This window comes from Dictyobacter alpinus (assembly GCF_003967575.1).
In the GTDB taxonomy this organism is placed as follows: Bacteria; Chloroflexota; Ktedonobacteria; order Ktedonobacterales; family Ktedonobacteraceae; genus Dictyobacter; species Dictyobacter alpinus.
In genome coordinates, this window is sequence record NZ_BIFT01000001.1 from 3513939 (window position 1) to 3527653 (window position 13715).

Here is a 13715-nt window from a genome sequence, read left to right on the forward strand (position 1 = left end):
CATAAAGTAATATAGTCTATATATCATATTACTTCTAATGAATTAGGGTTAAATCAATATATTGGGGATAGTAAGTGAGGCGAGAGACGTGGCTATTAAAATCCTACATACTGCTCAGGGAACAAAATACGATTTAGCAGGTATTAGCGTTGATCTCAAACGAAAGACCGGCGTTCTTATCCGGCAATCCCGAAAGAAATCCGACAAAAACCATTATGAAGGCCGTTTAAGGCAGGAAATGATGGTGAGTGTCGCCATAGAGATACGCGGGGATGAGGATAATTCCAATATCCTACTTTATGATGAAGGGGCAGGTATAAGTGGTACGAAAGGCTATGATGAACGTCCGAAGTTGTCTGAATTATACATCGATATCGCTAATGATCTGGTGGGCAGTTTGGTTATTGCTCGCGCTGACCGCCTCTTCCGTGATGAACATTTCCGCAATGTCAGTATGTTCATCGACCTGGCTGAGAAGAAAAAATTAAAAGTGATTGTGCCAGGGAATACAGTATATGATTTCGTGATAAAAAAGGATGTACAGGCATTTAGGAAAGAGATGCAGGATGCGTATAATTATCTGTCCACGCAGATCCTTTACCTGACTGAAACGCGCCAGCAGTAAGTGCAGCGAGGCCTTTATGGTGGTGGCCATTTGCCTGCCCCTTACGTGATTGATCGTACAGCATGTAAAGGCGAGCAGCGCCCGATTATCTATCGCTCGTGGCTTGATATGTCCCTGGAGCTTTTCAAGCAATTCATCACTAGTGATTTTTCCCTGGCATATCTTGCCCATTTCATTGAGACGCTTCCCCATCTTTTCCCGTATCCTTCGGCAGAGGATTTACAACGGTATAACTTCCTCACCGTTATGTCGAAAACGCAAACTGGATACACATTCTCAAGCCTTGATTCTGTTAAGCATTACATGAGTAACTTGACGTTGGGAGGATACGCCAAAATCGGTAAGGATGAACTGGGAAATGAAATCCTTTTGGCAGGAGCATTTGAGGCTGCAGTTCCAATGGATTTGCTTACCCCGTGCTATGCTGCCATTACCGGGCATTATCCTGATGGAACTCCCTTTGGCTTCAGGAAAAACAGTAGGCGTGCGCGTAACCACACCAAAAAATGGGAGTCGGAAGCTATTCTACATGGCTTCTTAAAAAGTGACAATGGGGCCGTAAGCTTCTCCATTGATAATCAAGAAAATAAAAATATAAAAAGCCGTTATGCCTGCGATCAAGGTGCAGAATTGTATGGTAGTAATAGAGTTGGGATTATTAAAACTAAATCAATATGGGCAGTATCTTGTGCGGAATTAGATGATATTGTCCTGAACCGTTTATGCGACCTTGTTCGATGCGATAGTGAAATGAGTGAAAGAATAAGGGTGTTATGGGAAAACCAGAAAACGGATTTGGTAGACGAAGTGCGGCTGTTCAATGAACAGATAGGAAGAGCGGAAGCACATATCGAACATTTGGATAATTTGCTTACGAACCCTGCCCGCCCTTTAAGTAAGCAAACGGAAGCCCGTTATATAGACCAATTGGTAGGTGCGGAAATCGCCCTGAAAAATATTTTAAAAAAACAAAAAGCACAGAATGAAAAGGAAGACCCTGAGACGGTCATTCCTAATTTCTATTATATATTGTCGCATTTGCCTACGGATTATAGAAAACTTGATAGTGAATATCAAAAGAAAATGATACGAAAAGTCATTAAGGAAATTAAGCTAAATATCATATCTCCCCATCTGTTTCTCCTGAACATTATATGGGAAAATGGGATCGCTACTAGTCCAGATGTCGCGCTCATCTGGAGAGGAGCTATGCCAAACACGAATGACGCATGGACTCCTGAAGAAGATAATTTATTGCGTTCTCTATATCCTACCGCTTCACAGATAGAGTTGATGAAAGCATTCCCGCGTTTTTCCTGGTATAGGATATACGATAGAGCAAAATTATATAGCACGCGCCGCGCTTTGCCCCGTCAAGGACGAGCACTCGTTAACATATACCACCGAACTGTGACCTATGAGGATTTAGAGTCCGTGGCGGACCTGGTAAGCACACCTCAGGAAAAAGAGCAGGTGCAAGAAATCACCAATACGCTTGCAAAAAGCACTCTAAGAGGTGAGCTTACTGCGTATTGGTGGCTTGCTTCAGATAAAATTAGTTACAGTGATTTTCTTAACGACGGTTCCAATCTAGACGGATAGCACCATCCAGGCGGATAACCTCGCCGTTGAGCATTTCATTCTCGATGATATGTTTGGCGAGGGCCGCATACTCTTCAGGGCGTCCCAGGCGAGATGGGAAGGGCACCTGCTGGCCCAGTGAGATCCTGGCTTGTTCTGGGAGTCCGGCTAGCAGGGGGGTATCGAAGAGGCCGGGAGCAATCGTCATGACGCGGATACCATAGCGGGCAAACTCGCGCGCAATCGGCAGTGTCATTCCAACAATTCCTCCCTTGGAGGCTGAATAGGCGGCCTGCCCGATCTGTCCATCAAAGGCCGCGATCGACGCTGTATTGATGATGACACCGCGCTCACCATTCTCCTCCGGCTGATTATTGCTCATAGTCATGGCGGCCAGCCGAATCACATTAAAGGTGCCGATCAGATTAATATTGATGACACGGGTAAAACTTTCCAGGCTTGCAGGTCCCTGTTTCCCGATCACTTTTTCCGCAGAACCGATACCGGCGCAGTTAATAACACCGTGAAGCGCTCCAGAAAGCTCTACGGCTTTTGTTAAAGCGCTTTGCACGCTCTGTTCGTCCGTGACATTAGTTGACACAAAGAAGGCCTTCTCAGGAAGCTCCTGAGCTAATTTTGACCCTGTCTCGTTGTTAAGATCCGCGATGATTGCCCTGGCACCTGAAGCCGTCAATAGACGTACGCAGGCCGCCCCCAATCCGGAGGCCCCGCCGGTCACAAAAAATGTTTTATCCTGAAGATGCATCTGGTATTCCCTTTCTTCGTTGAATAGAATAAATAGAGCAGGTGTTAGCTGGTCCTGAATGAAAGCTAATGGGCGTGTTTTCAATTATAATATGGATAGAGACGCCCTTTTTGATTTCGCAGCCTTCTCTGGTTTCATGATACCTCGTGGCAAGTGTTGCTTACAAGTCGTGCCCACCTGTTCTCTTGTCGATGATAGGGGGAAGTGTTAGACTGCTATGTAACCAGTTGTTGGACCATTAAAGGATAGACAATAGAGTGGATAAGAAACAAGAACGTATCAAGTTGCTTGAGGCGCAGATTGCCCGCCTGCAACGTCGCATAGATGCTCAGACACCCCGCAGTAATGTGTATTCATGGTCGCGGGTCGCCATTTTCTTCGTGGGGATCGCGTTGACCGTTGTGCTGTTGATCGCATCTTTATGGTGGCTGGCCATCCCGGTCCTTGTGGTCTCAATGATCTTATTTGGGGTGGTGGCCCACTTCCATGGCTTGATCGATCAAAGTATTGCTCGCTATACTCTCTGGCTACACATCAAGACCGCGCATATCGCTCGTATGCGCCTGGACTGGGAGCGTATCCCGGCGGTCTTCTCTGAACCCCCGATTGAGGGTCATCCTTTTGAGGTGGACATTGATATTACGGGCCAGCGCTCGATTCATCGTCTGGTGAATACCGGTGTTTCGCGTGAGGGGATGTTACGCCTGCGCGACTGGTTGCTCCAGACCTCACCCGATCTCTCCACCATTCAGGAGCGGCAGGCACTGGTGCGTGAGTTAACACCACTGACACGTTTTCGGGATCGCCTCACGCTCAATTCTTTACTGGCTTCCCGTGGGAAGTTTGACCAGTTAGAGGGCAAACGCCTGTTACAATGGCTTGAGCAGCCCTCAAGCTCCTCCTCCTCACTAAATACGTTATTCTGGATCTCGGCTGGACTTAACATATTGACTGTGGTGCTGCTGGTCCTCTTTCTCATTGGCTTGATCCCGATGTTCTGGCAATATGCACTGGGTGCCAGTGTGATTCTCTTCTTCGCCACCGCCAATCAACGCGGCGATATTTTCGAGGACTCCTCGTATCTACGTTATGGTTTTGGTACACTCAGCCTGATCTTCTCTTATCTGGAGAAGTATCCCTATGGATCACATCCCCGGCTGAAAGCGCTCTGTCAGCCTTTCCAGGATAAACGTGAGACTGGACCATCCGAAGTCTTAAGGGGAACCGCTCGTGTGGCTGCGGCCTCGACACTCAAGAACAATGGTATCCTGTGGCTGGTCGTCAACGCCTTTGTCCCCTGGGACCTGTACTGTGCCCGCCAATTGCTGCATTATAAAGCTCAGCTCCGTGCTCGCCTGCCAATCTGGCTCGACACCTGGTACGAACTGGAGGCCATCTCCTCACTGGCGGCCTTCGCCTATCTCAATCCCGAGTATATCCTACCCACTATCGAGGCTGCCGACCAACTCCAGGCTGCCGGTCGTCCACCGTTCGCGGTAGAGAAACTCGGACATCCGTTGATCGCGGTCGATAAAAAGGTTACCAACAGTTTTACCATGGATGAACTGGGAGAAGTCGTAATCATCACTGGCTCTAATATGGCTGGTAAGAGCACCTTCCTACGTACCCTGGGCGTCAATCTCTGTCTCGCGTATGCTGGTGGACCTGTCTGCGCCGACTCCTTTGAGTCCACGCTTTTCCGTCTCTTCACCTGTATTCGTGTCACCGACTCAGTCACCGATGGCTATTCGTATTTCTACGCCGAAGTACGTCGCCTGCATGCCCTGTTAGATGCGCTCAAAGAGCCGGGCCAACTACCCCTATTCTTCCTGGTGGATGAGATCTTCAAGGGAACCAATAATCGTGAACGCTTGATTGGTAGCCGCTCCTTCGTGAAATCGCTGGTCGGCCACAACTGCGTTGGACTCATCTCAACCCACGACCTGGAACTGGTCAATCTCGCCGAGAGCGTACCCCAGGTCAAAAATGAACATTTCCGCGAAGAAGTCATCGACGGACAGATGGCCTTCGACTATATCCTGCGTGAAGGTCCATGTCCCACCACCAACGCCCTCAAAATCATGGCCATGGAAGGTCTCCCCATCGACGGCTAAGGTAGGTTCGACCCGCCTCCCACGCGTAACGGCAGGGCTTGTCCCTGCCCCAGTTCACGTACGACCTGTCCCTGAGACACGTGCTCGTCGTGAGGCGAGCATGGCGAAACATGTTAGCCTTAGGTTTGTGCCTGGTCGTACGTGTTACAGGAGCAGGGACAAGCCCTGCCGTTACGCTGAGAGGCTAATTCAATTGAGCAATAACCTGCCGGATCTGTTTGATGTGGTTGCGAATCTCATAGCGATCCCTGGCCTGCGGATGTGTTACCAGATAATCACTCAGGTCGTGCATCGCTCGTCCATAATGCTTGAGTTCCAGGTGCAGGAAACCGCGATCCCGTTGTTCTACACCTGCCTCAGGTAGGAGCAGGAGCAAGAGATCACTGATCGCCAGGGCGTGCTCAAAATCATCTTTACGAATATAAATACTCTTCAGATTATTCAAGATCCGAATCAGTATTTTTTGTGGAGGTAGCGCCTCTAGCCAGCGTGGATTGATCGCGTTATGATGATGGGTGATCTGCTGGATACGTTTCAGGCATTCCTCTTCATTGAGCAAGAGTCCATTGGCAAAGGGATCAATATAGATACTGCCCCCGGACCAGCGGTAGCGCACCATAAAGTGATATGGGAAACCAATCCCTTCAAGCTCGATACCCGCCCGTTTGCCAACCTCTATATAGACTAAAGAGAGTGTGATCGGGAGTCCTGTGCGCTCCTCTAATACTTTATTCAGGAAGCTATTATCAGGATTATAATAATCGTGTTCATTGCCATGAAAATGTTCTTCTTCGATCAATACCTGATTCAAAGCCTCGATTAATAGGAGAGGATTATCCTGTTCAGAAGGAGAAGTTTCGGCCAGTGCGGACCTTGAACGTTCGACAAGCAAACGAACCCGCTGCGCAAGCGCATCGAGTTGAGTAAAAGGTGGAACTGGATCTAAATCTGGATAAGCTACACTTGCAATCAGAAGCGCTGCTTGTGCGAGGTCGATCGTTTTTTTATTCTCACCTACCAGGTCCGCAAATTTCTGGTATATTCGTTGTTGTGCTGTCTGTCGTGAAAAATTATCTGCCATGCTCCTGGCATTTAACCATAAAATGCCAGGCATACGCAAGTTGATCGGGTCATTTATCACGTTCGTGTGTAGGAGCACGAGCGCGAAATGCTTACGCTCTTATTTGTCGCGTACCCCACGCGAGCGTTGCAGTAGCGGCGATTCATCTGGCAGATCGTTGCCGCTTGTCGGATTGAGATAGTGATCCATCGCCAGCCAGAGGCCGCGACTGGGGCGGAAAAAGAGCAGTGGCAAAATCACCACAAAGGGCCCACCAATCAACAATACTGGTAGTACTGGAATCGTTCGGATCGCCGCCAGTGGCAAGACAATACCCGCCGCGATAAACTCGCTCACGACCAGATTGATCGCCATTGAACTGGTATAATATCCCTCTTCACGCTCAAAGCGAAAATGGCAGACGGGACAACGCTCATTCATTTTAAACACGCCACTAAACAACTTACCCTGTCCACAGACAGGACAGCGCTGAAGTAATCCTCGTAATAATAATGTGAAAAATCTATTCATGCTTTACGTCTCTGTAACTTTCCTGGTGGAGATAAGAACTATTGGTGTAGCCGTTCGTAGTTTGATTGATAGGTGTGTTGAATATTTACTTATACTATTGTACCACGCTGAGTCACGCTCATGTCGGCGTACCTCTTCTTCTGCTCGATGTATACGTCGCTGAAAATAGGCGGGAGATGATTACAGCCATTGTTGTTTCCAAAGGAGGAACACTATCATGATTCGGTTAGAGAGAAGCATCACCATTGCCCGACCCATCGAGGATGTTTTTGCCTATGTCACCGACATGTGCAAAGTTAAGACCTGGCTACCCGTGAAAGATATCCGTGCGCTCTCACCTGGACATATGTGTGTTGGTGCCACCTACGCCCAGATCGCAGTCTTTATGGGTCGCGAATTTGAATCCACCATCGAAGTCACCCAATACCAGCCCACCAGCCTGTTCGCCTTTAAAATGATTAAAGGCCCCTTCCCGCTATCCAATACCATGACCTTCGCCCCCACCAGTAGCGGTGGCACCATCCTCACCATCATTGGAGAAGCCGAACCCGGAAGTGCCCTCAGCTTTATCGGCCCCTTAGTCACCCCCATCGTCAAAAAACAACTGGCGTCCCAGAGCAACCAGCTAAAAACCGCCATCGAAACCCAATAGAAGTGCATTATTCCTGTAGTAGCACCGATATGTTCTCAATACACCCACCATTAAACCAATATAAGGTATACTTATGGATAGGTATGGCAGGAACGGCGTAGTTCCTACCACAAACACTGCTCACCAGAGCTCCATACTGCACCGTTTTGAGATGAAAGGCAGCATGACAATGGATACTCCATTTGGCGAAGATCAGCCTCTCTGGACCCCTTCTGAAGCCGCGATTCGTGAGGCCAACATATCACAGTATACACATTGGCTGACTCAGGAACACGGCCTGCACTTTGAGGACCGTGAAGCGCTCTGGCGCTGGTCCATCGAGCGTCTAGAAGATTTCTGGGCCTCCCTGTGGTCCTATTTTGATATCAAGGCATCCCATCCATATAGCGCTGTATTGACTGACCACACTATGCCGGGGGCCCACTGGTTTCCGGATGCGCGCCTCAACTATGCCGAGCACATATTTCGCAACGCGACCAGTGATCGACCCGCCATCCTTTTTCAATCGGAGCGCCAGCCGCTAACCGAGATCTCCTGGCAAGAACTGACCGATCAGGTAGGCGCGCTCGCCCATTCTTTACGTACGCTGGGGGTCCAGCCCGGGGACCGTGTGGTGGCCTATATCCCCAACATCCCCCAGGCCATCGTCGCATTTCTGGCCTGTGCCAGCATTGGCGCCACCTGGTCCAGTTGTTCACCCGACTTTGGCATCAGTAGCGTCACCGAGCGCTTTCAGCAGATCGAGCCCACGGTCCTATTCGCGGTGGACGGCTATCAATATGGTGGCAAGACCTTTGATCGTCTACCAGTCATCAAAGAGTTACAAGAGGCGCTGCCAACCCTGAAAAAGATCGTCGTCGTACCTTATTTGCACGCCGATGCATCCACTGAAGGCATCCATAACGGTGTGCTCTGGTCAGAACTATTGCGTGAGCCAGCCGAGCTACGTTTTGAGCAGGTCCCCTTTGATCATCCTCTCTGGGTTCTTTATTCATCGGGCACCACAGGACTTCCCAAGGCGATTGTCCAGGGGCAGGGTGGTATCCTACTTGAGCATCTCAAATCCTTAATACTGGATGTTGATTTAAAGCCTGGCGACCGCTTCTTCTGGTTTACCACGACTGGCTGGATGATGTGGAACCTTCTTGTTGGTGGTTTGCTCGCACAGGCCGTGGTCCTGATCTACGATGGCAGTCCCGGTTATCCCAATATGGAGACCCTCTGGAAGTTTGCCCAGGAGAGCCAGATGAGCTTCTTTGGGACCAGCGCCGGCTATATTACATCCTGTATGAAGGCGGGTGTCGAGCCAGGACAAAACTATGATCTGAGTCGGCTACGCGGTATCGGCTCCACCGGTTCGCCACTCCCACCGGAAGGCTTCCATTGGATACACGAGCATGTGCGTGAGGATCTCTGGGTGGCCTCAGTCAGTGGTGGTACCGATGTCTGTTCGGCCTTTGTGAGTGGTTCTATCATCCTTCCCGTCTACGCGGGCGAACTACAATGCCGCTCACTGGGAGCTAACGTTCAGGCCTTTAACGAGGCCGGTCAGCCAGTGATCGACGAGATGGGCGAACTTGTCATCACCGCTCCCATGCCCTCGATGCCGCTCTTCTTCTGGAACGATCCAGAGCAGCAGCGCTACCGTGAAAGCTACTTTGCGACCTATCCTGGCATCTGGCGCCATGGAGACTGGATCCGTATCACTGAGCGTGGTAGTGCCGTTATCTATGGTCGTTCAGACTCCACCATCAACCGCATGGGTATCCGTATGGGTAGTAGTGAAATCTACCGCATCGTCGAAGGACTCCCCGAGGTTCTGGATAGTTTGATTGTCGGTGTTGAGCGTCCCCATGGCGGATATTACCTGCCCCTCTTCGTGGTCCTGCGACCCGGTATAGAACTGGATGATACGCTAAAAGCCAGGATTAAAAGCGAGCTACGCACCCATGTCTCGCCGCATCACGTTCCCGATGAAATTCTGACCATTCCGGAAGTTCCACGCACCCTGAGCGGTAAAAAGCTAGAAGTGCCCGTCAAAAAACTGCTAATGGGCATCCCCCTAGAAAAAGCTGTCAGCCTGGACGCCCTCAGCAATCCTCAATCATTCCAATACTTCCTGGAATTTGAACAACAACGTAAATAAGTCCGTCTGAAGCATCTGGACCCTTACGCGGAGAAACGTGAACACAAAAAGAGCCAGGACCGTTTAAACAAAAACGGTTCCGGCTCTTTACTGTGCTTGTACTTAAGCAGTTGTTGTTTTGGGCTTGATCAGGCTTTGACGATATCGATGCTGATGGATAATCCAGAAGGCGATGAAAACCAGGGGTGAGGCACCAATCAGCCAGGCCAGCCAGGGAGGCATCGCTCCTGGTGCGCCGACCACCACCTGAATTTTGGCCTCGCCCGGTCCCTTGGGACCATTTAACTGCGTCACGATATCCCAGGCCCCCTGGACCGGAATATGCACGTTGGCCTTCAGGCTACCTTTACCATCTCCGACAGGTGTTAACTGGGTTGGCAGGTTGATACCATTGGTGCCCGGTCCTGGCCGCATGATGACTTTACCACTCAGCTTGAGCGAGGCATCCCGTGGAACGATCGTGATATCAAACTGCTCATCGACAAACGGTGGATCTTTCGAGAGATTCACCGCGATAATATAAGGACCCGCCGACACGGTATCCGTACGGGCCACTTGTAATCTATTCTGTGTATCAGCCGCCTGAGCGATCCCAGTCGTCAGGAGTAAGATGCTGAAGCCGAACATGCCGAGCAGCGCAAATAGACGTAATCCTTTGTACATAGAAACCTCTTTGCCTCTTGTTGGCTGCTTAACGCTTACTCCAGCGCCAGATATCGCCAAAATCTTCTCCCAACCACGCACCCAGCGCGCCACAACCCATCGCGATAAGTACAGAAACGATCACAATCGTAATCATCTGGCCTGGTTCTACAGGAATGCCTTTTTCGGGTAGGAAAACAGGAGCATAGGCTGTGTATTCACGCAATACCAGCGGAGTCAACAGCACAATCGGCAGGGCGGCTAGTGCTCCTACAATAACCGTCTGGCGCATTGAAGTGTTGGGACTGCCCGTCTTGCGCTTGTGGCGATAGGCCAGCACATCAATGATGATTGCGGACAATAAAAAGGCGATCGGCAGAAATGCATAATCCAGGCGAAAATATGGTATCTGATCGGGTAGGCGATAAGGAATACCCTGTACATCGGCCGCTGTGCGAATAGCCCAGGGCACAAAAAGTTCTACCACAATGGTATGCACGGTCAGAATAAAAATGAGCAAGGTAGCGGTCCCTACTTTTTGTGTACTACGAATCACCGCTATCATAAACAGCAGGCAGCCAGCCACCAATGGTAAAGGATACGTCGAGATATGGACGGTTCCAATCGTCACAATCGGAAACTGCAGGAAGCCGGTCAGCACATAATTCAGGATGCTTCCCATCGTCAGGACGATGCCCAGTTCAAGTGCGGTCAGACCAAAGTAGCGTCTGGGTTGTGTGGGTGACTCACGCTGAATAGCCGCCTCAGATGCGAAGACATAGACCATTCCCAGCATACCAATCAAGCCCCCGGTAACACCCATCATATGGAAGGGAGCCCAGAGCGCGATATCAATGCCATAGAGCTCATGCCAATAGTTGTCCAGTGGCGCAGAAATCAATGAAAGCAAGGCGCCAAAACCAAGCACACTAAAGCCAAGTGGAGCATGGAAGAAACGGAAAATGGCAACCGTGGATGTATCATCCACCTCTGGAACATGCCGACGATAGCGGAGCGTCTCCCAGAGCACAATTGCTAGAGCCAGTAGTCCAGCCCCAGAGACACAGGTATAAATCAATGTATGTGGAGGCGTCCAGAACTGATCGCGTCCCACATATGCATGCCATTCACGATCCCAGACCGCTCCCAGTTCACCTTGTAGTAAAAAGAAAAGCAAAAGCCAGGCGCTCACCTGCCGTATTTTGCGTTCCTGTGTGAGCGTGGTGCCTGGTGTCAATGCGTGTGCTTTCGTCGATTGCGTTGAATGGACCTTAGATTGAGCCATAAAGCAGACCCCTATCCTGATGATGTAAAAAAATAAAAATGAGCTCATGATATTTCGACAACAGGTATAAATGTGTTGTCGTGACTCCAACATCGCAGTGCCTCTTCCTGCCATTTTTACCAGGAAAAGTGGTTATCTATTTAACCTTTTGTATTTTATAGTACCATATGATTTTTTACCATGCTATAGCTCCCGTAATCAGCTCAAAGCTACTGAAATTTTCTCTTTGGTATCTGGGGCCAGATTGGAATGAGTCATCCCGAACTTTTGAAAAAGTTCTTAAAACCGGGGTGCAGGGTCCTCCCTGCCGGGGTGCGGGGTGTCCCCGCAACCCCTCCTTTTTCTCTTTTTGCACGCTGCCGTAGGCGGCGCGAGAGGGAGAAAGAACGAGCGGGGACGTCATGCCCCCAGCATGCCTGCCCCGCACCCCGGCAGGAGGGCTAGCCGCCCTCCTGCACCTCCCGCATTGGAAGAGTGGAACCCATTTTCAGATTTTTCAAAAATCTGGGATGACTCATTTAGAACAAAAGGTCAGTGGGAGAAGAAGCGCACCTTTAGAAGAATTGGCTGATCTGGTTATAGACTTCTTTGATATTTTGTGGATTACCAGCATATTCTTTACCACCGGAGGCCGTCGCGATATCCGTGAGAATAGAGGCATTCGCATCATCACCATAAGCAATGGTAAAGACCTTGACGCTATTACCCGCGTTTTCACCTTTCGCCTTGATCTGCTCGATCAGTTGATCCTGTTTAAGCTGGCTACTCGTGTCGGCTCCATCGGTCAGCACTACTATTGCTTTAATATGTTTGGAAGGCATATTCTGTAGCTTTTTAACCTGGTCCCCAATCGTATCATAGAGTTTGGTCGAGCCATTGGCCTCGATACCGCTGATGCGATTCAGCAGATCCTGACGTTTAGGTCCGAGTGTCGAGATTGGTGAGATTTCATCGCTATTATCGCTAAAGAGGGTCAGACCAAGTTGATCTTGATCGCCTACCAGACTTACGAACTCTTTGAGCCCATCTTTCGCACCATCAATCTTGCGTACATTATTGATGGGATCATTCATGCTGCCAGAGCGATCGAGTACCAATGATACATCAACCAGACGGCGTTGAGTCTGCCAGTTATCCTCGATCTGATTGATCAGATTCGCATTTGGCACTTGCAGCAATGTTTTAGGCTGGCTAATATCCACGCCATGAGCGCTATCCAGCGGCGCGGCTATTTTAACCTGAGAATTGGCCGGTCGGAAGCCATCCTGTAACGCCTTTTGTTGCTGGGCGGGATCAAGCAAGAAGTTGCGGAAGGCCAGTGCCGCTGCTTTCTTCGCCGCCGTCACATTCGGGGTTTGCAGGACTGTAAATGGATGGTCGCTATAGAACGTGCCTTCCTTGGGATAGATGGCTACTACGGGATACGGCAGGTTCTTATATTTTTGTCCACTATTGGCCTCAATCACCAGATTTTCATAGAGCACGGCCGCACTCAGATAGCCTGGTCCATTGTTGAACATCTTATCCGCAAAGAAGCCGGTGCTATCCCCATAGTGAATTACCGAGCTCTCCACGTTGGTCACAAATTCTTTGGTGCCGGCATTGGTGACATCGTTTGAGGTCAATGCGCGTGTCTTATTGACGGCCGCATAATTCATGGCGATAACGGCATCCAGACCCGAGTTAGAATAGCCTGGATGGGTATGACCAAACTTGAAATCACCAAATTCAGGATGCCCATAGGCACGCCAGCCCTGAGGATTGGTGCTTAATTTTGAGATGTCGGACCAGCCAATCGGCTTATTGGGCCAGCCTAACGCCTCGGCCTGTGGTTTCCACATCGCGATCACCACCGGACTACTGACCAGAGATGGCGTATCATTGGCGCCGGTTGCGATCAGGTTGTCGCTATGTTTCTCACGCCACTTGGAATTGATCAGGGTAATCCAGACATTGCCCGCCGGACTCCAGATATCCGGTTGAATGGTGCCATCCAGAATTTGTTGCATCGATTGGCCTGATCCCATGGGAGTGGCTTTGATGGTAATAGGACCATCGCAGGCCGTGAAACTCTTACTATTAAAATCGGCAACTGCGGCATCCATCCAGGTCTGTTTCTCGCTGCTATAGGCCATATTCAACGTCACAGGATTCTGGGTCTTCTGGCCACTGCAATTGACGCCTGGAGCAGCCTGTGGGCTAGATGCTGGCTTTGCGGGTTGTTGATTCGACGTCTGCTCATTACAGGCTGCCAGCACGCATAAACAGAGTAGACACCAGGAAAAAATTGTCAGGGTGCGCTTCATAAAAGGA

The 13715-nt window shown here is 49.9% G+C and carries 11 protein-coding genes; 5 read left to right on the forward strand and 6 right to left on the reverse strand.

Annotated elements, in window-relative coordinates:
• Window positions 1–88: 88 nt before the first annotated feature.
• Both EL633_RS13980 and EL633_RS13985 read left to right on the forward strand, forming a co-directional pair.
• Window positions 89–625, forward strand: coding sequence for a recombinase family protein (locus EL633_RS13980; protein ID WP_126627767.1), 537 nt, complete (start codon window positions 89–91; stop codon window positions 623–625).
• Window positions 626–2227: a hypothetical protein gene (locus EL633_RS13985; protein WP_161982138.1), complete on the forward strand. Its 1602-nt coding sequence runs from the start codon at window positions 626–628 to the stop codon at window positions 2225–2227. It abuts the gene before it with no gap.
• Here the strand turns inward: EL633_RS13985 and EL633_RS13990 are convergent.
• Entirely contained in the window at window positions 2199–2972 is a 774-nt protein-coding gene (locus EL633_RS13990; protein ID WP_126627769.1) for a 3-hydroxyacyl-CoA dehydrogenase, read from the reverse strand. The two genes, EL633_RS13985 and EL633_RS13990, sit on opposite strands and share 29 nt — an antisense overlap.
• 257 nt (window positions 2973–3229) lie before the next feature.
• Here EL633_RS13990 and EL633_RS13995 point away from each other — a divergent pair, with 257 nt between their 5' ends.
• On the forward strand, window positions 3230–5086 hold the full coding sequence (locus EL633_RS13995) for a MutS family DNA mismatch repair protein (protein WP_126627770.1): 1857 nt from the start codon (window positions 3230–3232) through the stop codon (window positions 5084–5086).
• Window positions 5087–5270: 184 nt separating this feature from the next.
• Here the strand turns inward: EL633_RS13995 and EL633_RS14000 are convergent, their stop codons facing one another.
• A complete protein-coding gene (locus EL633_RS14000; protein WP_161982139.1) occupies window positions 5271–6167 on the reverse strand; it encodes a SirB1 family protein in 897 nt (298 codons plus the stop codon).
• A 99-nt stretch (window positions 6168–6266) separates the two neighbouring features.
• Complete coding sequence (locus tag EL633_RS14005; RefSeq protein WP_126627772.1) at window positions 6267–6677, reverse strand: DUF983 domain-containing protein; 411 nt, start codon at window positions 6675–6677, stop codon at window positions 6267–6269.
• A 217-nt stretch (window positions 6678–6894) separates the two neighbouring features.
• On the opposite strand from EL633_RS14005, the gene EL633_RS14010 reads away from it, so the two are divergent.
• Together EL633_RS14010 and EL633_RS14015 are read left to right on the forward strand one after the other, a co-directional pair.
• Complete coding sequence (locus EL633_RS14010) at window positions 6895–7329, forward strand: SRPBCC family protein (RefSeq protein ID WP_126627773.1); 435 nt, start codon at window positions 6895–6897, stop codon at window positions 7327–7329.
• A 169-nt stretch (window positions 7330–7498) separates the two neighbouring features.
• The gene (locus EL633_RS14015; RefSeq protein WP_126627774.1) at window positions 7499–9475 is read left to right on the forward strand and encodes an acetoacetate--CoA ligase; all 1977 of its coding nucleotides are present in this window, start codon (window positions 7499–7501) and stop codon (window positions 9473–9475) included.
• A 102-nt stretch (window positions 9476–9577) separates the two neighbouring features.
• Here EL633_RS14015 and EL633_RS14020 read toward each other — a convergent pair whose 3' ends face one another.
• From EL633_RS14020 to EL633_RS14030, 3 genes are all read right to left on the reverse strand, one after another.
• A complete protein-coding gene (locus EL633_RS14020) occupies window positions 9578–10138 on the reverse strand; it encodes a hypothetical protein (protein ID WP_126627775.1) in 561 nt (186 codons plus the stop codon).
• 28 nt (window positions 10139–10166) lie between these two features.
• Window positions 10167–11402: a hypothetical protein gene (locus tag EL633_RS14025; protein WP_126627776.1), complete on the reverse strand. Its 1236-nt coding sequence runs from the start codon at window positions 11400–11402 to the stop codon at window positions 10167–10169.
• A gap of 554 nt (window positions 11403–11956) precedes the next feature.
• The gene (locus EL633_RS14030) at window positions 11957–13708 is read right to left on the reverse strand and encodes a substrate-binding and vWA domain-containing protein (RefSeq protein WP_161982140.1); all 1752 of its coding nucleotides are present in this window, start codon (window positions 13706–13708) and stop codon (window positions 11957–11959) included.
• Window positions 13709–13715 lie beyond the last annotated feature (7 nt).